A 23373-nucleotide genomic window follows, 5' to 3' on the forward strand; every position below is an offset into this window, starting at 1 on the left:
CAGCAGGCGGACGGCGTCAGCCGAGGTCGCCGCCGGCGACCGGGAGGACGGTTCCGGTGATGTACGACGCCTCGGGCGAGGCGAGGAAGGTGATCGCGGCGGCCTGTTCGTCGAGCGTGCCGTAGCGCTTGAGGAACGACGATCCGACGGTCTGGTCGACGATGGTGCGGTACCAGTCCTGTTCCTGGCCGGATGCCGGTGCCGGTCCGCGCGGGATGCGTCGTTGCGGTGCGTCGGTTCCGCCAGGTGCGGTGGCGACGACGCGGACGCCGTACGGCGCGACCTCCATCGCCAGCGCCGTGGTGATCGCGTTGACCCCGCCCTTCGCGGCGGCGTACGGGACGCGGTTCAGGCCCCGGGTCGCAACGGACGAGACGTTGACGATCGTCCCCTGCCCGCGCTCGACCATGTGCGGGACGACGGCGCGGCAGGACCAGAGGGTGGGGTAGAGCGACCGGTTGACTTCGGCCTCGATCTGGTCAGCGGGGTAGTGCCAGAACGGTTTGGCCCAGATCGTGCCGCCGACGGTGTGCACGGCCACGTCGATGCGGCCGAATCTCTCCAGAGCCGCGGCGACGGTCGCCTCGGCGCCTGGCCAGGTCTCGAGATCGGCAGTGGTCGCCAACGCCTCCCGGCCCGCACGGGCCAGCTCACCTGCCAGCTCGTTGACGAGTTCGGACCGATCGGCGAGGACGACCGCACCTCCCTCGGCGCTGATCCGCCGGGCTGTCGCTTCGCCGATACCCTGCGCGGCTCCGGTGACGAGGACCACCAGCCCGTCGAACCGACCGGGACTGATGTACGCCGGGCGCCGCCGCTCCTGGTTGTCGGCCATCGCGCGGCGCATGGTGATCTTGGATCGCTCGGCGTGTTCGGCGACCAGCCTGCGCACGGTGTCGCGATCGGCTGTCTCGAACGCGGCGACGATCTCGACGTGGTCGGAGGCACACCGCGGATGACACCAGGTCGCGTTCCGCAGCACCTCGCTCATCCGGCCCTTCACACCGAGCGCGTGGTACGCCTGCAGGAGGTGCTCGTTGCCGGTCAGCGTGAACAGGTAGTCGTGGAAGGCCGCGTTGGCCTCCGTGTACGCCGCAGCGTCGACGAACCGATCGCCTTGGACATAAGGCAATGTCGACTCGGCCAGCAGGCGGTAGCCGGCGAGCTGTTGCGATGTGAGCCGTCCGAGGGTCAGCTCGACCGCACCCAGCTCGAGCGCCTGCCTCGCCTCGAACAACGCGTCCGACTCCTGCACCGACGGATGCTCCTCACCAATCTCGTACAGATCCTCGGTCACGGGTACGACGCTGGCCGCCTCGGGTACGCCGCTCGCCGCGAACAGCTCCTGGCCGGCGATCGACCGTGCTCCATCGGCGGTCACCAGATCGCCGGCAGAGGGTGCGAGTTCGGCCGGTTCGCCGCCGGGACGGGACGCGAAGACCTCTTGGCCCGCGATCCGGCGCGAGGTTGCGGGATCGTGCACCACGTCAGACCGCGCCGGCGCCAGATCGATGGATCCGAAGACCTGCTGCCCCGCGACCGATCGCGCCGTGGCATCAGGAACGGCTTCGGCCAGTTCCGCGGGAAGTACCTCGGCCTGCCCCGCGAAGTCGGGTGCCGCATCGGTTCGGGCTGTGGGGACATCAGTGGGAGACGACAGCGCGAACTTCTCGTAGTAGAAGCCGGTTGGGGTCATGCCGATCTCGGTGAAGTGACGGCGGACGGCTTCGACCATGGCTGGTGGTCCACACAGATAGACGGCGACATCACCGTCGTACAGGTGCTGCGGTTGGAGAAGCCCGGTGACGTATCCCTTGTTCGGTGCCGAGCTGGCCGCGTCGGCGACGCAGTAGTCCCAGGTGAAGGCGGGCAGCGACGCGGCGAGCTTTTCGATGGTCTCCAGTTCGACCAGGTCGTCGTCGGTCGTCACGCCGTAAACCAGGTGGACCGGGCGGCGACTGCCTTCGGCGCTGAGCTTGCGGAGGATCGAGAGGATCGGGGCGAGTCCGGTGCCGCCGGCAAGCAACAGCACGGGCCGCTCGGTCTCGCGGAGGAAGAAGCTGCCGAGCGGACCGGTGAAGGTCACGGTGTCGCCGACCGCGGCCGCGTCGGTCAGGTAGCTCGACATGAGGCCGCCCGGAGTCTGCTTCACCAGGAAGGTCAGCTGCTTGTCCTCCGGCCCGTTGCTGAAGGAGTAGGAGCGTGTCTCCTCGGACCCGGGGACGGCGATGTTGACATACTGGCCCGGCAGGAACACCAGCTTGTCGCGTTCCGGCGTCTCGATCGTGAGCGCGATCGTTGTCGGTGACAACTGTTCGAGCGATGTCAGCGTTCCCGTGTACGTCGTGGCCCGGGTCTTCGCGACCGCCGACGTACTGGCGATCTGGAGGACCAGGTCGGACTTCGGTCGCATACTGCAGGGCAGGACGTACCCGGCGGCGGCCTCGCCGGCCGTCATCGCGTCCTCGATGTAGGTGCCTCCGTCGTACTCACCCGACTCGCAGAACGCTTTGCACGTCCCGCACGCGCCGTCGCGACAGTCGAGCGGGATGTTGATCCGGGCCCGGTACGACGCGTCGGCGACGGTCTGGTCCTCGGCACAGGTGATGAACCGGGTGACTCCGTCCTCGAAGGTGAGCGCGACCTGATGACTCATGGGGATCTCCCGGCTCAGAAGTGGTAGACGTCCACGACGTGGTGGATGTAGTCGTTCTTCAGGACGACGGTCTTGCGCCGGATCAGGGGTGAGTCGCCGGAGAAGTCGACGGTGTAGAACGACGTTCCGTAGTACGGGTCGACGGTCTTGTACCGGAAGTACATGGTGTGCCAGTTGAACCGGATGTCGACCACGTCGCCGCGGCGTTCGATCACCTCGACGTTGCTGATGTTGTGGCTGGTCCGCGGTTCCGGGATCGAGGTGGCGCTGGAGCGTTCGGTGCGGATCCGGAAGACGCGATCCTCCAGGCCGCCCTTGTTCGGGTAGTAGATCAGCGAGATCTCGGTCTGAGGGTTCTCGACCAGCCGGTCGTCGTCGTCCCATGACGGCATCCAGTACTCGCAGTCGTCGGCGTAGCACTCCAGCCACTTCTCGAACTCGCGGTCGTCGAGGTAGCGGGCTTCGCGGTACAGGAACTGCTCGATGTCGTTGTGCGTGATCAGCTTGGCTGCTGTCGTCGTCTCGATGATGGTCATCGTCGTACTCCTCAGACAGTCGCGTCGGCGAGGTGGGCGGTCTTCTCGCGTTCCAATGCCTCGCGCATCACCGAGAGCCAGTAGCCGTGCTGGACCGGGTACAGTCCCTCGTCCTCGTTCTTCAGCCCGGCTGAGATCACGCCGTTCATCTCCAGCGACTCCGCCACCGGATCGGGACCCTTCAGCCAGTGCTGGGCACCGCGGCTCATGTCGTTCCACGGCGCGGCCGACGCCTGGAACGTCAGTTGACACGACCGGAACTCCTCCAGGTCGTCGGGCGTAGCCATCCCGGAAGCGTTGAAGAAGTCCTCGTACTGCCGGATCCGGTGCGCCCTCGCTTCGGGAGCTTCGCCCTTCGGTGCGATGCAATGGATGGTGACTTCGGTCTTGTTCGGCGCGATCGGCCGGAAGTGCCGGATCTGGGTGCTGAACTGGTCCATCACGTAGACGTTCGGGTACAGGCAGAGATTGCGGCTGCCCTTGACCATGAACTCGCCCTTGGCCTCGCCGTACTGCGCCTTGAGTTCGTCCATCCGGTCCCACAGCGGCCGGTCCTGCGGGTTCGCGGCCCAGGTCCACAGGCACAGGTGGCCGTTCGGGTACGACCAGTAGCCGCCGCCCGACTTGCCCCACCCGCCCGCGTCGAGCGCCTTCACGTTGTTCTTCGATTCACCGGTACTGCGGCGTGCGGTGGTGGCGGCGTAGTTCCAGTGGGTCGCCGTGACGTGGTAGCCGTCGGCACCGTTCTCGGCCTGCACCTTCCAGTTGCCGTCGAAGGTGTACGTCGACGAGCCGCGCAGTACCTCGAGACCGTCCGGGGACTGGTCGACGAGCATGTCGATCACCTTGGTGGTGTCGCCGAGATGCTCCTCGAGCGGGAGCACGTCCGGGTTGAGGCTGCCGAACAGGAATCCGCGGTAGTTGCCGAACCGCGCCACCTTCGTCAGGTCGTGCGAGCCGTGCGCGTCGAACGTGTCCGGGTAGCCGGCGCCGTCCGGGTCCTTCACCTTGAGCAGTTTGCCGTCGTTACGGAACGTCCAGCCGTGGAACGGGCAGGTCAGGGTCATCCGGTTGTCGGTCCGGCGCCGGCAGATCATCGCGCCGCGGTGGGCACACGCGTTCACCAGGCAATGCAACGCGCCGTCCTTGTCGCGGGTGATGACGATCGGCTGCCGGCCGATGTAGGTGGTGAGGTAGTCACCGGGGTCCGGCAGCTGGCTCTCGTGACCGAGGTAGATCCAGTTGCCCTCGAAGATGTACTTCATCTCCAGCTCGAACAACTGCTCGTCGGTGAAGATCCGGCGGTTGGCGCGGTACACACCGGCGCCGGCGTCCTCGATCACCGCGTTGGCGAGCACGTTCTCCAGGTGCTCCAGCGACTCGCTCATCCGTCCTCCAGGTGACGTTCTGCATGGGGTGCCCGCCACCGTGGCACCCCCGCGGACGGAGGCACACCAGGGCAATGCCTAGTCCTGACCTGGGAGGGGTTCCATACGCAGCACTTATCAATGCAGCATGAATGAGTATTTGTGTTGACTGAATATTCGTACTTACCGTGAATCAATCCACGCCAACCCGGAGGACAAGCCATGGAACTGCGTCACCTGCGCTACTTCGCGGCCGTGGCGGAGACGTGTCACTTCGGCCGCGCCGCCGAGCGCCTGCACATGGCGCAGCCGGCCCTGTCGCAGGCGATCCGCCAGTTGGAGGCCGAGCTCGGTGCCGCCCTGCTGACCCGGACCACCCGGCAGGTCAGTCTCACCCCGGCCGGCGAGTTCCTGTACGACGAAGCACGCCGCCTGCTCCGGCAGGTCGACGATGCCGTGACCGGTGTGCGCCGGGTCGCGGACGGCCGCAAGGGTCTCGTCCGGGTCGGCTTCACCGGCACCGCGGCGTTCACCCAGCTGCCCCGGTTCGCCAGAGCTCTGCAGCAGCGCCTTCCTGAGGTGGCGCTCGACGTACACGCCGACATGCTCACGCCCGCCCAGAGTTCGGGCCTCCGCGAGGGCAGCCTGGATCTCGCCGTACTGCGGCCGCCGGTGACCGGAGGCGGACTCGAGGTCCGGTTGATCGAGGTCGAACCACTGGTGCTGGCTTTGTCGGCCGATCACCGGCTGGTAGAGGAGCCGGTGATCTCGCTGGCCGATCTCAGTACCGAGCCATTCGTCACCTACAGCGGTAAGGACTCCGCGGTGAACGAGGCGGTCCTGCAGGCTTGCCGGGCCGCGGGCTTCACACCGCGACGCGAGCACGAGGCGGCCGGTACCGCCGTACTGCTGCCGCTGGTCGCGGCCGGCCTGGGAGTCGCGTTGGTCCCTGGATCTGTCCGTTCTGTTCCGCTGGCAGGTGTGGTCTTCCGCGAGGTGGTCGACGCGGGCTCGATCGAGCTGGCGCTGGCCTGGCGCCGTGACGACCCGTCACCGCTGGTCCGTTCGGTTCTCGCCGTACTCGAGGACGCCGGCTTGTTCGAGCCGACCCTGAACGAGGTCGCCCGATGAAGATCAACCGGGTCGAGGCAATCCCCTTCGTGATCCCGTACCGCAAGCCGCTGCGGTTCGCGAGCGGTTCGGTCGAGGTCGCGGAGCACGTGCTGGTCCGGGTGCATACCGACGAAGGTGTGGTCGGCATCGCGGAGGCACCGCCGCGGCCGTTCACGTACGGCGAGACGCAGGCCGGCGTGATCGCGGTGATCGAGAAGCTGTTCGCGCCGAATCTGGTCGGCGTGAGCCTGCTCGAACGCGAGGTGATCATGAGCCGGCTGAACCGCACCGTCGGCAACCCGGTGGCGAAGTCCGCCATCGACATGGCCGTCTGGGACGCGCTCGGCCGGACCCTCGACCAGCCGGTCACCGAACTGCTCGGCGGTTACACGGACCGGATGCGGGTCTGCCACATGCTCGGCTTCGACGACCCGGCCGCGATGGTCGACGAGGCGGAACGGATCCGGGACAACTACGGAATCCGCACCTTCAAGGTGAAGGTGGGCCGTAAGCCCTTCCAGCTCGACACGGCCGTCGTCCGCGCACTGCGTGCGGGTCTGGGCGATGAGGTCGAGCTGTACGTCGACGGCAACCGGGGCTGGTCACCGGCCGAGTCCGCGCGGGCGATGCACGAGATGGCGGATCTCGGGTTGCTCTTCGCCGAGGAGCTCTGCCCGGCCGACGACGTACTGGGGCGCCGCTGGCTGGTGCAGCAATGCGACGTGCCGTTCATCGCCGACGAGTCCGCCGTCACCCCCGCCGATGTCACCCGGGAGTTCCTCGGCGGCGCCGCGACCGCCGTGAGCATCAAGACCGCCCGGACCGGATTCACGTTCTCGCAACGCGTCCATCACCTCGCCGAAGGCCTCGGTGTGGAGGTGGTGATGGGCAACCAGATCGACGGCCAGCTCGGCTCGATGTGCACGGTCGTCTTCGGATCGGCGTACCGGCTCACCTCCCGACGGGCCGGCGAGCTGTCCAACTTCCTCGACATGAGCGACGACCTGCTGACCGAACCACTGCAGATCGCCGACGGCACGCTGACCGTCCGCCCCGGCGCCGGCCTCGGCGTCGACATCGACCCCGACAAGCTGGCCCGCTACCGCCAGGACCGCTGAACCCCCTCGAAAGGCACCATCATGAACCAGACCGCCACCGCAGCCGCATCCGGCGCATCCGCCACCGAACGCTTCAAGACCGACAAGTCAGTCGGTTCGCTGGTGCCGAAGGAGCGGGTCGATCTGCTCGTCCGCGAGGTGCTCGATGCCGTCCACAGCACGATCCGCAAGCACAAGGTCAGCTACGACGAGTACAACGCGCTGAAGGCGTGGCTGATCAAGGTCAGTGACGACGGCGAGTGGCCGTTGTTCCTCGACGTCTGGGTCGAGCACGTCGTCGAGGAGGTCGCGACCGAACACCGCGACGGCAGCAAGGGCACGATCGAGGGCCCGTACTACGTTCCGGACGCCCCGGACCAGGGATCGCGCGGAACCGTCCCGATGCGCGACAACGAGTCTGGTACGCCGCTGACCTGGACCGGCCGGGTCACCTCGACGACCGGGGCGCCACTGGCCGGGGCGAAGGTCGAGGTGTGGCATGCGGACGACGACGGCTTCTATTCCCAGTTCGCGCCCGGTCTGCCCGAGTGGAACCTGCGCGCCGTCTTCACCACCGACGACCAGGGTGCTTTCGAGATCCACACCGTCCGGCCCGCGCCGTACCAGATTCCGACCGAGGGCGCCTGCGGCAGGCTGATCGACGCGGCCGGCTGGCACGCCTGGCGGCCGGCGCACATCCACGTGAAAGTTTCCGCGCCCGGTCACGAGCAGCTAACCGCGCAGCTGTACTTCCCGGGTGACGAGCACAACGACGACGACATCGCATCCGCGGTCAAGCCGGAGCTGATTCTCGGTCCGAAGCCCGCGGGCACTGGTGAGTCCGTGGACTACGGCTTCGTCCTCGATCCGGTCAACGGCTGATGCTGTTCCACGTGCGGATGGACGTCCGGCTCCCGCCCGACCTGGACCCGGACGTCCGCGCCGAGCTCCTCGCCCGCGAGAAGGCGTACTCCCAGGATCTGCAGCGGGCCGGCAAGTGGCCGCACCTGTGGCGGATCGCGGGGGAGTACGCCAACTTCTCGGTGCTCAACGTGGAGAACGTGGATGAGCTCCACGACCTGCTGTCCGGGTTACCGCTGTTCCCGTACCTGGAAATCAAGGTGACCCCACTGGCGACCCATCCGTCGGCGATCTGAATGAGTGTTCGGCTGCGCTACGCCGTCGACGGCCCGGCCGACGCGCCGACCGTCGTACTCGCCAACTCGCTCGGCGCTACTTGGAGCATGTGGGACCACCAGCTCGAAGCACTGACACAGCGGTATCGGGTGATCCGGTACGACGCCCGCGGTCATGGCGACTCGCCGGCGCCGACGGGCCCGTACTCGATCGACGACCTCACCGACGACGTGGTCGCGCTGCTGGACCAGATCGGCGCAGGGCGCGTCCACTTCGTCGGCCTCTCGCTGGGCGGCATGACCGGCCTGCGCCTGGCCGCGCGTCATCCCGGCCGCGTCGACCGGCTCGTCGTACTCTGCACCTCTGCACTCCTCGGCCCAGCCGCGATGTGGGCCGATCGGGCGGCACTCGTTCGTGCGCAAGGCACCGCGGCCGTCGCGGACGCCGTGGTCGCCCGTTGGTACACGAAGACATTCCGTGAAGCCCACCCCGACGTCATCGCGACCGCCGCCGGGATGGTCGCGTCGACCGCGACCGAGGGCTACGCGGCCTGCTGCGAGGCGATTGCCACCATGGACCTCACCACCGACCTACCCACGATCACCGCCCCCACCCTGGCCATCGCCGGAGCCGACGACCCCGCCACACCACCCGAGCACCTCGAGGCGATCACGGCCGCCATCCCGACCGCCCACCTCCTCGTCGTACCCGACGCAGCCCACCTAGCCCCCGCCGAACAACCAGCCCCCATCACAGCAGCGATCCTCGACCATCTCGGCACAGCAATTATGGCGAACCAATGCCCAGAGCAACGATCACCCGCGAGGTTGGCAGGTGTGACGGACGCGGATGCAGGCATCGACACGTCGGCCCCGCCGGTCTAGTGGACCCAGATCGCGCCATTGTCGTACTCGACGCACTCGGCGGTGTCGTGGATGTGCCAGTCGTTGCCCTTGTCGATCCACTCGACGCTGGTCCAACCGCCGTGCCCGTGGACCGCCAGTAAATCGTCGACCGACGCCCACAACGAGGTCGCCACGGGTTGACCGGGCCAGTACAGGGCGACCTGCCCGCTCGACCACACGGTGCCCTCCGCAACGATCCCGGTCACGCTGACGCGGGATCCGTGCCCAGATGACGGCGGAGGCGATTGAATCCGGCCGCATGCCGGGCGCAGCTGAGTGCCGTTGGCAACTAGTTCGGATCGACCGTCTCGTCCCAGCTGAATGGCTCGGTGTCAACCACGGTCGGGGATTCGACCAGCTTCCACTTGACTCCCTCCGGTCGGCGTCCGGTCCTCTGAAACTCGGCCGCCGCAGCCCGAGCCTCGGCCACGGTGATGGCGCTCCCGGTGTCCATCGTCGTTGGGACGGTGCCGAACTGGAAGGTGGCTTCCTGGGGAGAGTCCAGCGTGGGGGCTGAGTGATAGACCTGTCCGTCGTCGCGCCCCTCGATGAACCGCAGCGAACTGAAGTCCGATCCGAGGCCGACGTGGAGTGCATCCCCCTCCGGTGTCGCCAGTTCGAGCCACGTGGGCAGGCGCAACGACGCCACCTTGTCGAGCAGCGCCACCAGGTCGTCCGCCGAGGTAACCTGCTCGGTCTCGTAGTCGTAGGTCGCGTCCAGAACGCTCATGCCATCCCCTTTCCGTTGCCTCGGTAGACCTTATGGCCTCCGGGCCAGTAGACCGTGAGTTTCGTGCCGTTCGGAAGTTGATCTTCCAGGGTTTTGTCGCACCCGTACCTTCCGGGGCACGGCCTGTTGTTGAGGTACAGCGTCGCATCCTTCGGCGACCCGGCCCGGCGCAGTAGGGCGGCCACGTGACCTTCGACGTGGTCCCGTGCGACCTTCAGATCGGCGGTCCTCCCGATCAGTCTCGGAGCGCCTGCCCCCGGTCCGCGAGCCCCGCTGATCAGGTGCGTCATCCCTCGCCCATCGGGTGCCGTGAGGATGCCCCTGGTTGGCCCCTCATCATCGACCCGCTCACGCAGCCGCTTGAAGATGTGCTCGATGAACGGGGCCGGTGTCGGCTCGCTCGGTCCGCCGACCGGATCTCGGGATGGGCCGCTCCCGGACACGGTGCGAGCGCCGCTGACCATCTGCTCTGCCCACTGCCGCGCCGTCGGTGGCGCGAGTGAGGCCAGGTGCGCGGCCCGGTCGCAGGCTTGCGCGGCGGCGTCGAGTTGCAGCGCTGCCGTCCGGGCGGACGAGTTGGCGCTGCCGAAATCCGCGATCATGCCCGCGTTCTCGCGGCACTTCGCAGCCAGCCGCTGGAGGTGCGCCACGAGGTTGGGCATCTGGTCGAGGCATTCGACCAGCGCCGTGGCCACTCGCTGGAGGTCGGACGGCATCTGGGGTCAGATCTGGTTGGCGTAGTTCGCGCAGCCGGCCGAGGCGATCTGGAGTGCTTCGATGGCCTGGCCTACGGCTTTACCAGCGGCATCCAGTACCTCGCTGATCTGCCGGTCCGCGCCGGTCGCTGACCCGGCGATCAGGGCTTGGACCTGAGCGCTGCTCTGACCGAACTTGTTCTGGAAACTACCCAGGCCACCAGCCGCCTGGTTCGCCTCCATCGCGACGTGGTGCAACTGTTCCTTCAACCGCGTGAAGTCCGACATCTCTTGTCCTCACTCGTTGAACTACTTGGGGCGGATGGAACAGCAGGCGGGCGCAGGTATCAGGGGAACCACCAGTACGCCCGCCTGCTGGTCGTACGACGGAACCGGCACCGCGCGGCGATCACTCCGCGCCAGAGGTTGGATGCCGATTCCGTCAGACCGGGGGAGTCAGTCGCGAGGGTCGTACGGTCGCGAAGCGGGGTAGGCCAATTCATGTTCGCTGACCCGCTCGCAGTGCAACCGGCGTCCGGGCAGGCCCTGGATGCGCAGCCGGATCACGTTCGCGTACCGCTCAGCCAACCCGGCCGGTCCGATGTGCTCCTCAACGAGGTGATCACCCAGCAACAGTTGAACCCGCCATTGCTCCCCCTGGCTCATTGGTTGCTCGGCACCACCGGCTCGACACCGTTGCCGATCTCGTCGCCTGCCAGGTCGCGTTGCCCCCGCAGGTACGGACCGAAGGCCCAGCGGTGCTCTACCGGGCAGCGCGCCACGTAGTCCGCAATCTCGTCCTCGGACAGGGCATGCTGGGTGCGGAGCGCCAGATCCCTCATCGCTCTTTGCGTCATGGCGGGAACGCTAAGCGACCACAGAGTGGGAAAGTTTCCAGGCGGGAAACCAAGTCCTGTACCGTTACCTGCATGGACAACGACCTGCCCAACATCGGCCAGGAAATCCGCCGTCTGCGCAAGTGGCGAGGCATGACCCTCGAAGCCCTTGCAGGCCAGGCTGGCATCACCAAGGGCTATCTGTCCAAGATCGAGAACGGCAATGCCGCGCTCGACAGACGCTCGACCATCAAGGCGATCGCCGATGCCCTCCGCGTCAGCATGGCCGACCTGGTGGGCGACCAGTTCCTGATCGAGCGCTCGGACGGCGACGTGCTCGGGTCCATCCCGGACATCCGTCTCGCGCTGCTCTCCACCGACCTACTCAGCGGTCCGCCCGTGCCTGCACACCGGCCCATGGAAGCGCTGCTGACCGAGACTCAGCAACTGGCCGAGTGGCGGCAGATGTGCAAGGACGCCGAAGTCGGCCGCGCTCTCCCCGGATTGCTCTCCGACCTGCATGCGGCCGCCGCAGAGGGGCAGAGCAAACAGGATGCGCTGCGGTCGATCGTGCAGGCCACCCACACGTCCACGCTGTTCCTCAAGTCGCTGGGTGCCGTGGACCTGGCGTGGGTGGCCGCCGACCGTGGCCACCAGGCCGCCGTGATGCTGGATGACCCGCTGTTCATTGCCGCATCCGAGTTCGCCCGGTCGCAGGCGCTCATCGGACTGGGCGCGTACGAGCGCGCCGACAAGCTGGCCCAGCATGCCGCCGAGTTGCTGACCCCGAAAACCGAGGCCGACTTCGAGATCTACGGAACGTCGGTCATCACCACCGCCTTCACGGCACAAGTCCGCGGTGATGATCCGGAGGAGGCGATCCGGGAAGCGCAGAGCGCTGCCGAGCGCACCACCGGCACCAACGCCTTCTGGATGAACTTCTCCAAGACCAACGTAAACCAGTGGCGCATCAGCATCGCCCTCGAAGCCGACGACCCGATCAAGGCCGCCGAGGTCGCGGAACAGGTGCGCCTGGAAGACATCCCGGCCCAGTCCCGCAAGGTCGCGTTCCTGATCGACCATGCCCGCGCGTTGCACGCTCTCCGGGGTCGTGACGCCGATGTGGTGAAGCTGCTGCAGAAGGCCGAGAAGCTGGGACCGACCCGAACACGCAAGAGCGTATGGGCACGCGAGATCGTCAGCGAAATGCTGCTCCGTGCGCGCCGTGATGCAGGCGGCCGGGAACTGCGTGGACTGGCTGACCGCATGGGCATGCTGTCCGCCATCTGACCCCAACTGCAAGCGACCCCCGGCACGTACGCCGGGGGTCGTCTGTCGGCTACAGCGCGGGCGTGACGGTTACCTGCCGGATCGCCGCTGCTATGCGCCGGGGTGCCCCATGCCGGTTGTGCTCGAGGTACGCCCAGGCTGATGGCGCTCATCTGAATCTCCCCAGACCTGCTCACTGAAATTCCCCACCCCGTGTGGCTCCACTGGATGCGGTGGGGCCCCTTCGAGGCTTGCGGTCTCTGACCACCTGTGTAGAGGTAGCGGAGGCATTCGCCGACCGGTACGGCGTCAACCTGCGGGTAGCTTTCCGCTTGGCGCACGACTGGAGCCAACGCGATGCGGCGGACCCCGGTGAAAGGACAGCACCACTTCCGACTGGTGGCTCAGTCGAGTACGCCGGCCTGGTTGGCGGCTGCGAGGAGGTTGTCGGCGGCGAACTTGAGGCCCTCGATTTGGCCGAAGGAGGCGTCCTCGTGCTCGATGTTGACTGGTAGTTGCGGGTTGACCTTGTGGAGTGCGGTGAGGAAGCGGGTCCAGAAGTCGACGTCGTGGCCCCGGCCGACGGCGACGAAGGACCAGCCGGGGACGGTGGGCCAACGGGTGACGGTGTAGCGGCCGCCCAGACCGAGAGGCTTCTCCTCGGCCGGGATCCACTCGAAGCGGTCGTCCAGTACGCCGTTGATCGCGGCCGTCTCGTGGATGAGGGTGTCCTTGGCGGCGGCGAAGAACACCAGTTCACCCAGATCCTCCACCGCCTGGATCGGGTCGATGTGTTGCCAGAACAGGTGGCTGGGGTCCAGCTCGGCGCCGATGTGGGTCGCGTTGGTCCGCTCGACGAGACGCTTCAAGGTGGCCGGGTTGAACACCAGGTTGTGCGGATGCATCTCGATCGCGACCCGTACGTCGTACTCCGCGGCGAGCGCCTCGATCTCGGTCCAGAACGGCACCGCGACCTCGTCCCACTGATAGTCCAGCGTCTCCTTGTACACGCTGTCCCAGGGGATCACGGTCCACGACGGCCGGGTTCCGCCTGGCTCGGCGGCCGGTAGACCGGACATTGTGATGACGGTCTTGATGCCGAGCAGGCCGGCCAGCTTGATGGTTCGCTTCACGTCTTCGCCGTGGGTGATCTCGGGGTCGGGGTGGAGTGGGTTGCCGTTGCAGTTCAGCGCGGTGAGCTCGATGTCGTACTTGTCAAAGAGAGCGAGGTACTCCGCGCGGGCCGCGGCGCTCTCGAGCAGTTGGTCGACCGGGAGGTGCGGCGTACCGATGAAGCCGCCGGCGTTGATCTCGGCACTGGTCAGGCCGAGGTCGCGCAGGATCTCCAGCGCCTCGTCGAGGGGCTTGTCGTGCAGGCAGGCGGTGTAGGCGCCGAGCTTCATAGAGGGTGGTTCCTTTCAGCTGAGGGAGACGGCTTGGCCGCTGTTGAGCGCCGACTGGGTGACGGCGGCGAGGATCTCGAGGTTGTGCAGGCCGTGGGCGAGGGACGGCACCGGCGGGAGTTTGCCGAGGCCGGCGATCTGGTCCAGGAAGGCGCGCGCCTGCCAGGCGAACAGGTCGTTCTGGCCGTGGCCGACCGAGGGGAAGTCCATCGGGATGCCCTTGTCGATCCCAGGATGCTGTGGACCGACGAGCACGGATCGGAAGCCGTTGGTCTTCGCGTCGGGGCCGTGGTCGGCGAAGGTGAACTCGCCTGGACGGTTCAGGTCGAAGGCAGCGGCGCCGTCGGCCGCGAAGATCTCGAAACCGAGGCCGTTGGGCAGGCCGTGCGAGATGCGGCTGATGGAGAAGGTGCCGACGGCACCGTTCGCGAATGTGGCCGTGAAGGTGGCGATGTCCTCGTTCTCTACCGGCTCCAACGTGTCGCCCACGGCACCCGCTGCGTGTCCGACCGTGGCGCCGAGCGGTACCGGGCGCTCGGTGGTGAACGTCTGGAAGACGGCGCCGCTGACGCTCGCGATCGGACCGCACAGGTACTCGCCGAGGTCGACCATGTGGCTGCCAATGTCCGCGAGTGCGCCCGTACCAGGCCCGCCCTTGTATCGCCAGCTGATCGGGTTGCCGGGGTTCTGTCCGTAGTCGCACCAGTAGTGGCCGTTGAAGTGCCGCACCGGACCGATCGCGTCGAGCTGTTCACGGATCGCGTTGATGGCCGGCGTACGACGGAACGAGAAGCCGACACCCGCCACGGTGTCCGCAGCCTCGGCCGCGGCGACCATGGCCTTCGCGTCGTCGACCGAGGGAGCGAGTGGCTTCTCGCAGAGCACATGCTTGCCAGCAGCAAGCAATGCCTCGACCACCGGCCGGTGCAACTCGTTGGCGATGGCAACGGAAACGACGTCGATGTCCGGCGCGTCCACGATCGCCTGCCACGAGGTTTCGGCGCGCTGGTAGCCGAACCGCTTGGCGCCGTCGACCGCGAAGGGTTCGTGCGCGTCGGCGATCGCGACCAGCCGGATCTCGGGCAGGTCCAGGTCGTAGAGCTGGGAAGCGGCGCGATAGCCGGCGGCATGCGCACGGCCGACCATGCCGGCGCCGATCACTGCCACGCCAAGGGAGTTCTGGGTCACAGCTGTCCTGCCTTCGCTTCGGTGGTCGTGAACGCTTCGATCTCGGCCTCGAGTTCGGCCATCGCCTCGCCGCCGGCCATCAGGTCGGTGATCTCTTCCCGGGACCGCTCGCCCTTGCGGAAGTCGGCGGCCAGCGCACCGCGGATCAGTACGGCGAAGTGGTCGCCGACCGTCATCGCGTGAGTGACGTGGTGGGTGACCAGGACGACGGCGATGCCCTTCTGGCGCGCCTGCATGATGATGCGCAGTACGTGAGCGGCCTCTTTGACGCCGAGTGCCGCGGTGGGTTCGTCGAGGATGAGCAGCTTGGCGCCGAAGTACACGGCCCGGGCGATGGCCAGCGCCTGCCGCTCGCCGCCGGACAGCCCGCCGACGAGTCGGTCGCCGTCGGTGACGCGAGTGATGCCCAAGCTCTGCATCTCCTTGACCGCGATTCCACCGGCGTACTTGCGATCGAAGCGCCGGAACGGGCCGCGCCACTTGGTCGGCTCGGCGCCGACGAAGAACGAGCGCCCGATCGACATCAGTGGGAAGGTGCCGCCGAACTGATGCACGGTGGCGATGCCGCGAGCGCTCGCGTCCCGTGGACTCCTGAAGGCAACCGGCTCGCCTCCTGCCTGGATCGTCCCGGAGGTGGGCTGGTGGACACCGGACAGAATCTTGATCAAGGTCGACTTGCCGGCGCCGTTGTCGCCCAGCAGACAGAGCACTTCGCCCGGGTTGACCTGGACGGAGATGCCGGTCAGGACGTCGGTCGCGCCGAACGACTTGCAGACGTCCTTCAGTTCGAGAAGTGGGGCAGCCATGATCACGCCTTCCTCTTCGTGCGGGGCGCATGGGACAGGGCCATCCGCCGGAACGTGTTGTTCATCAGTACGGCGGCCAGGATCAGCACGCCGAGGATCAAGGCGGCCCAGTCGGAGTTCCAGCCGGTGTAGTAGATGCCCTGGCTGACGATCGCGAAGGTGAGGGTGCCGAGCACGATGCCGACGACCGAGCCGTAGCCGCCGGTCAGCAGCACCCCGCCGATGACGACCGCGATGATCGAGTTGAAGACGAACGACTGGCCGTTGGCGACCTGGGCGCTGTTGTAGAGGATGCTCTGGATGACGCCCACCAGAGCGGCACCGAACGCGGAGCCCATGAAGAGTCCGATCTTCACGCCTTGTACTGGGATGCCGGTGGCGCGGGCGCTTTCCTTGTCCCCGCCGACGGCGAAGACCCAGTTGCCGTACGGGCTGATGTGGAGCAGCCAGCCGACCGCGAGGACGACGGCGATCCACCAGAAGATCGCGACCTCGAACTTGCCGCCGACAAGCGTTCCCAGCACCTCCTTGGCAGGCGAGCCGGGTTTCAGGGCGACACTCGTCGTACCGGTGACGACCCGGGACAGGCCGAGGGTGAGACCGGAGAGGCCGAAGAGGGTCGCGAGGGTGACGATGAAGGACGGAACGTTCGTTCGTGTCACCAGTAGGCCGTTGAGGAAGCCGACGACGAGGCCCAGGGCGAGCGCGGCGACGATGCCGACGATGACCGGCGCTCCCCAGTGGCCCGAGATGATGGCGACCGTCATCGAACTCGACGCCAGGACCGAGCCGACGGACAGGTCCAGCTCACCCGCGATCATCAGCAGGCCGACCGGGATCGCGATGATCCCCAGCTCGGCCGCGACGTTGAGCCAGCTCGCAGCGCCGCCGGCCGAGAGGAACTGTCCGCCGCCGAAGATCGCGAAGAACACGAAGACACTGAGCGTTCCGATCAGGGCGCCGGTTTCCGGCCGGCGAGCCAGCTCGCTCACGGACGCTCCGGACGGTGAACCGAGCCTCGCTTTCGGCTGCGTGGGTTCGGCTAGTTGGACTGCCATGAGGTACCACCTTCGATGGATTTCCGGCTGGGCGAGAGGGGTGGCGACGGGGCCGGTGGCAGGTGGCCCCGTCGCCGGTCAGGGGGTCAGCGGACGCCGGCCTTCGCACCGGCGATCGCCGAGTCGACGTTCTCCGCGCTGATGATGGCTGGGCCGGTGAGGAGCGGGCGCTGCGGTAGTTCGAGGCCGTACTTGAGGTAGCCGTTGGCCATCGACACCGCCAGATAGCCCTGCATGTACGGCTGCTGATCGATGGAGAACAGCTGCTTTCCGTCCTTGATCCGGTTGAGCTGCGACTCGTCCATGTCGAACGTCCCGAGTTTGACCTTGTCGCTGAGATTGGCCTGCTGGATTCCGCTGTAGGAACTGTCGGCGTCCTGGGTGCTGATGGTCACGACGCCGTCGATGGTGTTGTCCTTGAGCAGAGCGGCCTTGACACCTTGGGCAACGGCGGTGGGGTTGCCGAAGTTGGACGACGGCATCGGCAGTTGCTTCGAGGTCCCGCCCGTGACCTTGACACCGTCCGCGACGCCCTTGCAGCGCGACTCGGTGTTCGCCGCACCGGGGACTGTGTTGACACACAGCACGTTCTTGGCGCCTTGCTTGCCCATGAACTCGCCCCCGGCCTTGCCGGCCGCGTACTCGTCGCTGCCGATGTAGTTCAGTGCGCCGACCCGGTCCGCGGCCTCGATACCGCCCGCGTTGTAGACGATGGCCGGGATTCCCTTGGCGACGACACGTTTGAAGGCCGCATCCTCGGCCTCTGGCACCCAGTCGGGCGCGAGCACCGCGGACGCGCCCTGGCTGAGGGCGGAGTCGATCAGCTTGGCCGCATCCGGCCCGAGGTTGTCGTAGTTCTGCGGCCCCAGGAACGTGACCGACCCTCCCTGGGCCTGGACGACCTTGGCGGCGTCGTCTACGCCGCGCTTCACCTTCGACCAGAACGGGTCGTCCGACTTGCCGCCGATGACGAAGATCGCGGTCTTGCCGTCGGCAGCGGCCGGGGCGGCGCCGGATTTGTCGCCGGAACTGGTGTCCGCTGTGTCGGCGGAGGGACTGCCGCTGTTACAGGCGGTGGTGAAGAGCAGGGCCGCGACGGCGACCGTGCCTAGAGCCCTGCGGGCCCACTTGGTGCGAAAAGCCGGCTCGAGTGACACGAGTCCGCTCCCTTCCTGGAGTGGTGTGGCGGCAGTCACCAGAGAAGCGAGTCATTTCGGCTCTGTCAATAGTTTGTTACGACATTTTAGAGCGCTTTAGATCCGATCCCTAGAGCGCTATAGACGACCTCTTGACGTGATCCTCTAGAGCGCTATAGTGAATCGGCTGGCAGTTGCTTGCGCTACGGTGAGCCGACTCGGGAGCGAGAGAGGTGAGGGGACGTGGCGGACGAGCAGCCGTGGCCGCGCCGGCGGGTCACCCTCGCGGACGTCGCCAAGCACGCGGGAGTCTCGACGGCGCTGGTCTCGATCGTCATGCGGGACGCGCCAGGCGCCAGTCCGGCTAGTCGGCAACGGATTCTCGCCGTCGCGAAGCAGCTCGGCTACCGCCCCGACGTACGGGCGCGCTCGTTGGCGAGCCTCAAGGCGAGTGTCATCGGGGTCCTCTTCGGACGGGCCGGCCGGTTTCACCTGGAGCTCATCGACGGTCTGTACGCGGCCGCCGAGGAGCGAGGCTGGGACCTGGTGCTCAGTGCCCTGACCACCAGCAGGGACGAGAAGCGTGCCCTGGCATCGCTGCACGATTTCCGTTTCGACGCCCTGATCATGCTGGGTCCACCCGTCGCCGAACCGCTGTTGGCGGGCAGCGTGCCCCTCGTGGTCATGGGATGGCACGTCGACCACCCGGACGTCGACATCGTCCGTACGTCCGATGAGCACGGCATCGCACTGGCCGTCCAGCACCTTGTCGACCTGGGTCACCGCCGGATCGCACATCTGCAAGGCGGGACCGGTCTCGTGGCGGTCGCGCGACGCGACGCCTACATTCACGCGATGCGCGACCGTGGCTTGGGGACCGAGATCCGGGTTGTGCCGTGCGACGGCGAGGACCAGCTCGACGGTCAACGCGCGGCCCGGGCCTTACTCGACGAGGGCTCCGAGCTGCCGACGGCCATCGTCGCCTTCAACGACGACATCGCCGCGGCCGCGATGAGCGTGCTCGGTCAGCAAGGCGTCGACGTACCGGGCGACGTCTCGATCATCGGCTTCGACGACAGCGTGGTGGCCCACAGTCCGGGCATCGACCTCACCAGCATCCAGCAGATCCCCCACGAGATGGCCCGCCTGGCGGTCGACCGCATCATCGCCCGCACCTCGGGCGACGCCGTACCCGACCGCGACCTCGTCCTCGAGCCCGAACTCCAAATCCGCTCAACCACAGGCCCCGCGCCGGCCTGAGCGGCTGCGATCAGCCGAGAGGGCGGGAGATGCCGAGGCCGCTACGGGCGGCGCGGCCGTATTTGGCGACCTCGCCGGCCAGGTCCAGGCGGGCGACGCCGCTCTTCTGGCGGTCCTCGTCGGTGAGCAGATCAGCCGGGATGATCCAGACGATCTCGAACTCCAGCCCGCTGGGGTCCTTGCCGTACAGCGACTTGGTGGTGCCGTGGTCCGAGGCCCCGACCAGCGCACCCGCATCGCTCAGCGTCTTCGCCAGATCCTCGAGATCGCCGAGGGTGTCCACTTCCCAGGCGAGGTGGTAGAGCCCGACGGTCGTGCGGCCGGCACCAGACGACCCGGCCTGAGCCCCGAGCTCGAACAACCCCAGGTCGTGATCGTTGGTCGACCCAGGCGCCCGCAGAAACGCCGCCCCCCGGAACGAGTCCCCGCCCTCGATGTAACCGAACCCGAGCACATCCCGGTAGAAGGCGACGCTCTCGGCCAGGTCGCGCACGTACAACACCGCATGATTCAACCGAAAGATCGCCATGACCCAACTCCCGCTCGTAGTCTTCGCCTCCCATGATAGTTGAAGACTCAACTGAATGAAAGTGGAGGGCTGTGAGGTTCGCGGTCAGAGGCGTTTGAGCAGGAGGTTGCGCCAGCGGCAGGCGGCGTCGGGGGCCCAGCGTTGGGCGCCGAGGAGGGGGTCGTTGTCGTGGACCTCGAGGGCGATGTGGCCCGACGGGCCCAGGAAGTCGGCGACTGTGTCGGCGTCGTAGTTCGGTGCCTGCAAGGTGGCCAGGTCGATCTCCGCGATCCGTACGCCGTTGATCCAGGTGGTGACCCGTGGGCGTTCACCGACACAGCGGATGCGCAGCGAGTTCCAGTCCGCCCAGCGCCAGGCGGCGAGAAACTCCTCCACCGGTGCGGCGTATTCCAGCAGCTCGGCCTTCGCCGGGGAGAACGGTTCGGCCGACGTCGCCGGGTCGTCCTCGCGGAGGCCGACCGGATTGCCGGCGGAGTCGAGCCGCGCCGTGAGAGCGAACGGAACAGCATGGAAGGAGCCGATGCCGTTGCCGAAGAAGCCACCGATCGAGCCCGAGTGGCGGTGGTCGACGAGCACCTGGAGACCGTGCCACGAGTCGGGCCGGCGCCGGAGCATGATGCCGGTGTCGCCCGGCCAGTCCGGTTTCAGCTCGAGTTGAAGTTCGAAATCGCCGAACTTCTCATCGCTGATCAGGTAGCCGCCGTAGCCGCTGCCCAGGGGCTGCTGCCTACCCACAAGGGCGCCGTCCTCGACTGTCCATGCGGCAGGATGCAGCTCGGCTTGTTCGGCGTAGTCGTCGGGGAAGTCCGGCGCCACATCGAGGACCTCGGGGCCACCAGGCCACATCGAGCCGTAGCTGCGGGGAATGACCGACCAACCGGTCAGATCCCTGCCGTTGAAGAGCGGCTCGAACCCGGCTTCCCTGAGCGTGTCTGTCACTTGGCTGTCCTTTCAGAAGACCGTGGTGCCGAGGTGGTCGGTGATCCAGCGGGCGGAGAGTTCGGTTGACGCGAGGTTGCTGTCGGCCTCGGGTACGTCGACCTCGACGATGAGCCAGCCGTGGAAGGTGTCCGGCAGGGCGCGGATGGCCGCGAGGAGATCGACGTCGCCGCGACCGGGTTCGGTCCAGACGGTGAACTTGGTGACGGTGGCGTCGAAGTAGTTCGCGTCGGCATCCCGGGCTGTCTGGGCCTGATGGAGGTGGACGTCCTTCAGGTGCGCGGCCGCGATGCGATCGGCGTACTGGGTCATCAACGTCGACGGGGTGATGCCGGCCCACGCGAGGTGTCCGGTGTCCGGCCCGAAGGACAGTACGGAGGCCGGTACGGCGTCGAGCACCGCACGGATCTCGGACTCGGTCTCGATGGTGCTGCCGACGTGGGAATGCAGGGCGGGCGTGACTCCTTCGGCGGTGATCGCCTCGGCGGCCGTACCGACGCCTTCGATCACCTGTGGCAGAAGGGCGTCCCCGCCGTACCCGATGGAAGGGTGGGCGATCCGCTCGCTGGTCAGGCCGGCGGCGAGGAAGACCTCGGTGTTGCCGAGTTCGGCCTGGATCGCGGCATGCCGTTGGGCCGCTTCGACGAGGTCCCGCCGATCGACGGACTGGAAGTCGGCGGAGAAGTAGCCCGGTGCCGGCTCGAGACCGAACTCGGCGAGCAACGAGCGATAGCCCGCGACGTCGAGCTCGGCCGGCGGATCGGCATGGATGCCCTTGAACGGTGTGGTCTCGATCTGGCTGAAGGCGGTACGCAGGACTGGCAAACTCAGGTCGAAGCTGTCGGGAGTCAGGACCCAGGGCAACGGGTTCAGACCAACGCGGAAATCTGGCATCAGGGCAGCTCCTCGGGAGATTGACGATCAGCGTCCGGCGAGCGATCCGCCGATACCACCGACGCTGAAGTACTTGTTCAGAAAGGCGAAGATCACGACCGGCGGCAGCAGCATCACGACCGCGACGGCCATCACCGAGCTCCAGTCGGTCTGGTTCTGCTGGAAGAACCCCTGCACACCGACCGGGAGGGTGAACACATTGCTGGACTTGAGGAAGACCAGCGCGACCAGATAGTCGTTCCAGGCCAGCAGGAACGCGAAGATCGCGGTGGAGAGCACACCGGGCAGCGAGTTGCGCAGGACGACCCTGACGAACGAGCCGAAGACCGAGCACCCGTCCACCCAGGCGGCCTCCTCAAGGGTCTGCGGGATGGTGTCGAAGTAGGCCGCCATCATCCAGGTCGCCACCGACAACGTGCTGCCGACGTACACGACGACGAGGCCGATCAGGTTGTCGGCGAGCCCGACCTTCGCGAACAGGATGAACAACGGGATGATGGCGGTGATCGCCGGCAGCGACTGGATCAGGAACAACAGCAGTGAGTACGCCGATACTGCCTTGCTGCGGCCACGAGACAGGACATAGCCGGCGGGTGCCGCGACGATGACAGACACAACGACCGTGGCCAACGTGACGCCGAGACTGTTGACGAGCCAGACGGCCACGTCGCTGGAGGCGAACACGTGCTTGAAGTTCGCCAGCGTGATCGGCGCCGCGTCGGCCGTCAGGGTCCCCGGCCGAATCGACAAGAGCAGCGTGGAGAGGACCGGCACCAGTACGACGGTCGTGACGATCAGCAGCACGGCGAACCGCCACCATCTACCGCGCAGAGCGACCTTCGAAAGAGGAACTGTGGCGGCGCTCATGCGATCTCCACCTTTCTGATCTGCCGGTACAGCACGGTCGAAACGGCCACCAGTGCGATGGTCATGATGAACGCGATCGCGACTCCGGGACCCGTTTGGAAGTCCTGGAACACCGTGCGGTAGGCGAGCACGATCAACGACGTGGTCGAGTCGACCGGGCCACCACCGGTGAGCAGGTAGATGGTCGGGAAGTCGTTGACACAGAAGATCGTCATCAGGATCCAGCTGATGTACGTCGATCGCGAGATCAACGGCAGCGTGATGTGGGTGAACTTCTGCCGGCTGCCCGCACCGTCGATACTCGCGGCCTCGTAAACGCCCTCGTCCACACTCGCCAGGGCCGCGGACGTCATCAGCATCATGAACGGGAAGCTGACCCACACCTTGAAGACGCAGACGGTGATCGCCGCGAGGGTGGGATCGGCCAGGAACAGTGCGTCCCCGAATCCGAGCCACCGGGTCAGCGTCGGAAGCGGGCTGTCGGGTGCCGCGACGAGCCAGTTCCAGGCAGTCGAGGAGACGACGATCGGCACCACCCATGGCGTCATCAGGAGAACCTTGAAGACCGGACCGCCAGGCACCTTGGTCCGCAGCAGCAGCGCCAGGGTCAGACCGATGACCCAGCTGCCGAACACGCCGACCAAGGTGAAGACGAGCGTGAAGACGGTCGCCTTCCAGAACCGCGGATCAGCCAGTACGTCGGTGTAGTTCTCCAGTCCGACGAGCGGACCGGTGGTGATCAGTGTCCCTCGATGGATCGACTGGATCGCGCCATACACCAAGGGGTAGGCGTTGATCAGGACCAGCAGCAGGACGGACGGCGCGATCAGCACCAACAAGGTGAACGCGCCACGGTTCGGGGATCGTCGTACGCCGGTCCGGCCGGCGCCGGCGACACCGACTCCGGCCCGGGCGAGTCGGAGGCGATTGAGACCAGTGGTTGCCATCTGTG

Annotated in this window: 26 protein-coding genes; 7 read left to right on the forward strand and 19 right to left on the reverse strand. The window is 66.9% G+C overall.

Features of this window, described 5'->3' with window-relative positions; translation table 11 throughout:
• Window positions 1–16: 16 nt before the first annotated feature.
• Genes benC through benA form a run of 3 tightly spaced genes read right to left on the reverse strand, consistent with a single transcriptional unit; the run spans window position 17 to window position 4580 of the window.
• Window positions 17–2656 (reverse strand): benzoate 1,2-dioxygenase electron transfer component BenC, encoded by a 2640-nt coding sequence (benC, locus tag EV643_RS21030; protein ID WP_133801817.1) that lies wholly within the window; start codon window positions 2654–2656, stop codon window positions 17–19.
• A 14-nt stretch (window positions 2657–2670) separates the two neighbouring features.
• Window positions 2671–3192: a benzoate 1,2-dioxygenase small subunit gene (gene benB, locus EV643_RS21035; protein WP_133801818.1), complete on the reverse strand. Its 522-nt coding sequence runs from the start codon at window positions 3190–3192 to the stop codon at window positions 2671–2673.
• A gap of 11 nt (window positions 3193–3203) precedes the next feature.
• Window positions 3204–4580, reverse strand: a complete 1377-nt coding sequence (benA, locus tag EV643_RS21040; protein ID WP_133801819.1) for a benzoate 1,2-dioxygenase large subunit — start codon at window positions 4578–4580, stop codon at window positions 3204–3206.
• A gap of 201 nt (window positions 4581–4781) precedes the next feature.
• Between benA and EV643_RS21045 the strand changes: the two genes are divergently transcribed.
• The 5 genes from EV643_RS21045 to pcaD are packed head-to-tail and all read left to right on the forward strand — an operon-like array spanning window position 4782 to window position 8790.
• A complete protein-coding gene (locus EV643_RS21045) occupies window positions 4782–5690 on the forward strand; it encodes a LysR substrate-binding domain-containing protein (protein WP_133801820.1) in 909 nt (302 codons plus the stop codon).
• Window positions 5687–6790 (forward strand): mandelate racemase/muconate lactonizing enzyme family protein, encoded by a 1104-nt coding sequence (locus EV643_RS21050; protein WP_133801821.1) that lies wholly within the window; start codon window positions 5687–5689, stop codon window positions 6788–6790. Before EV643_RS21045 ends, EV643_RS21050 begins: the two co-directional genes overlap by 4 nt.
• A gap of 21 nt (window positions 6791–6811) precedes the next feature.
• Entirely contained in the window at window positions 6812–7651 is an 840-nt protein-coding gene (catA, locus tag EV643_RS21055; RefSeq protein WP_133801822.1) for a catechol 1,2-dioxygenase, read from the forward strand.
• The gene (gene catC / locus EV643_RS21060) at window positions 7651–7926 is read left to right on the forward strand and encodes a muconolactone Delta-isomerase (protein WP_133801823.1); all 276 of its coding nucleotides are present in this window, start codon (window positions 7651–7653) and stop codon (window positions 7924–7926) included. Before catA ends, catC begins: the two co-directional genes overlap by 1 nt.
• Window positions 7927–8790: a 3-oxoadipate enol-lactonase gene (gene pcaD / locus EV643_RS21065; RefSeq protein WP_133801824.1), complete on the forward strand. Its 864-nt coding sequence runs from the start codon at window positions 7927–7929 to the stop codon at window positions 8788–8790.
• On the opposite strand, the gene EV643_RS21070 is transcribed toward pcaD, so the two are convergent.
• From EV643_RS21070 to EV643_RS21095, 6 genes are all read right to left on the reverse strand, one after another.
• A complete protein-coding gene (locus EV643_RS21070) occupies window positions 8787–9017 on the reverse strand; it encodes a hypothetical protein (RefSeq protein WP_133801825.1) in 231 nt (76 codons plus the stop codon). The two genes, pcaD and EV643_RS21070, sit on opposite strands and share 4 nt — an antisense overlap.
• Before the next feature lie 83 nt (window positions 9018–9100).
• On the reverse strand, window positions 9101–9541 hold the full coding sequence (locus EV643_RS21075; RefSeq protein WP_133801826.1) for an Imm1 family immunity protein: 441 nt from the start codon (window positions 9539–9541) through the stop codon (window positions 9101–9103).
• Complete coding sequence (locus tag EV643_RS21080) at window positions 9538–10257, reverse strand: DddA-like double-stranded DNA deaminase toxin (protein ID WP_133801827.1); 720 nt, start codon at window positions 10255–10257, stop codon at window positions 9538–9540. Before EV643_RS21080 ends, EV643_RS21075 begins: the two co-directional genes overlap by 4 nt.
• 6 nt (window positions 10258–10263) lie before the next feature.
• Entirely contained in the window at window positions 10264–10524 is a 261-nt protein-coding gene (locus tag EV643_RS21085) for a hypothetical protein (protein ID WP_133801828.1), read from the reverse strand.
• Between the two features lie 168 nt (window positions 10525–10692).
• Window positions 10693–10902: a hypothetical protein gene (locus EV643_RS21090; protein WP_133801829.1), complete on the reverse strand. Its 210-nt coding sequence runs from the start codon at window positions 10900–10902 to the stop codon at window positions 10693–10695.
• Window positions 10899–11093 carry a hypothetical protein gene (locus EV643_RS21095; RefSeq protein ID WP_133801830.1) on the reverse strand — a complete coding sequence of 65 codons (195 nt, stop codon included), beginning with the start codon at window positions 11091–11093 and terminating at the stop codon, window positions 10899–10901. The genes EV643_RS21090 and EV643_RS21095 overlap by 4 nt, the downstream gene beginning before the upstream one ends.
• A 72-nt stretch (window positions 11094–11165) precedes the next feature.
• On the opposite strand from EV643_RS21095, the gene EV643_RS21100 reads away from it, so the two are divergent.
• On the forward strand, window positions 11166–12362 hold the full coding sequence (locus EV643_RS21100; protein WP_202869672.1) for a helix-turn-helix domain-containing protein: 1197 nt from the start codon (window positions 11166–11168) through the stop codon (window positions 12360–12362).
• A gap of 383 nt (window positions 12363–12745) precedes the next feature.
• Here the strand turns inward: EV643_RS21100 and EV643_RS21105 are convergent, their stop codons facing one another.
• The 5 genes from EV643_RS21105 to EV643_RS21125 form a co-directional block, all read right to left on the reverse strand.
• The gene (locus EV643_RS21105; RefSeq protein ID WP_133801831.1) at window positions 12746–13744 is read right to left on the reverse strand and encodes a sugar phosphate isomerase/epimerase family protein; all 999 of its coding nucleotides are present in this window, start codon (window positions 13742–13744) and stop codon (window positions 12746–12748) included.
• Window positions 13745–13759: 15 nt separating this feature from the next.
• A complete protein-coding gene (locus EV643_RS21110) occupies window positions 13760–14932 on the reverse strand; it encodes a Gfo/Idh/MocA family protein (RefSeq protein ID WP_133801832.1) in 1173 nt (390 codons plus the stop codon).
• Window positions 14929–15738, reverse strand: a complete 810-nt coding sequence (locus tag EV643_RS21115) for an ATP-binding cassette domain-containing protein (RefSeq protein WP_133801833.1) — start codon at window positions 15736–15738, stop codon at window positions 14929–14931. Before EV643_RS21115 ends, EV643_RS21110 begins: the two co-directional genes overlap by 4 nt.
• A 2-nt stretch (window positions 15739–15740) precedes the next feature.
• Entirely contained in the window at window positions 15741–16730 is a 990-nt protein-coding gene (locus EV643_RS21120; RefSeq protein ID WP_202869673.1) for an ABC transporter permease, read from the reverse strand.
• A gap of 152 nt (window positions 16731–16882) precedes the next feature.
• A complete protein-coding gene (locus EV643_RS21125) occupies window positions 16883–17953 on the reverse strand; it encodes a sugar ABC transporter substrate-binding protein (protein ID WP_166665521.1) in 1071 nt (356 codons plus the stop codon).
• 222 nt (window positions 17954–18175) lie between these two features.
• Between EV643_RS21125 and EV643_RS21130 the strand changes: the two genes are divergently transcribed.
• Window positions 18176–19192, forward strand: a complete 1017-nt coding sequence (locus tag EV643_RS21130; RefSeq protein WP_238165701.1) for a LacI family DNA-binding transcriptional regulator — start codon at window positions 18176–18178, stop codon at window positions 19190–19192.
• A 10-nt stretch (window positions 19193–19202) separates the two neighbouring features.
• Here EV643_RS21130 and EV643_RS21135 read toward each other — a convergent pair whose 3' ends face one another.
• From EV643_RS21135 to EV643_RS21155, 5 genes are all read right to left on the reverse strand, one after another.
• The gene (locus EV643_RS21135; RefSeq protein WP_133801835.1) at window positions 19203–19721 is read right to left on the reverse strand and encodes a VOC family protein; all 519 of its coding nucleotides are present in this window, start codon (window positions 19719–19721) and stop codon (window positions 19203–19205) included.
• Window positions 19722–19805: 84 nt separating this feature from the next.
• Window positions 19806–20660 (reverse strand): 3-keto-disaccharide hydrolase, encoded by an 855-nt coding sequence (locus EV643_RS21140; protein WP_133801836.1) that lies wholly within the window; start codon window positions 20658–20660, stop codon window positions 19806–19808.
• 12 nt (window positions 20661–20672) lie between these two features.
• Window positions 20673–21554 (reverse strand): sugar phosphate isomerase/epimerase family protein, encoded by an 882-nt coding sequence (locus tag EV643_RS21145; protein ID WP_133801837.1) that lies wholly within the window; start codon window positions 21552–21554, stop codon window positions 20673–20675.
• A 27-nt stretch (window positions 21555–21581) separates the two neighbouring features.
• A complete protein-coding gene (locus tag EV643_RS21150) occupies window positions 21582–22421 on the reverse strand; it encodes a carbohydrate ABC transporter permease (RefSeq protein WP_133801838.1) in 840 nt (279 codons plus the stop codon).
• Complete coding sequence (locus EV643_RS21155; protein ID WP_133801839.1) at window positions 22418–23368, reverse strand: carbohydrate ABC transporter permease; 951 nt, start codon at window positions 23366–23368, stop codon at window positions 22418–22420. The genes EV643_RS21150 and EV643_RS21155 overlap by 4 nt, the downstream gene beginning before the upstream one ends.
• Window positions 23369–23373: the final 5 nt, after the last annotated feature.

The organism is Kribbella caucasensis (genome assembly GCF_004361855.1).
GTDB lineage: Bacteria > Actinomycetota > Actinomycetes > Propionibacteriales > Kribbellaceae > Kribbella > Kribbella caucasensis.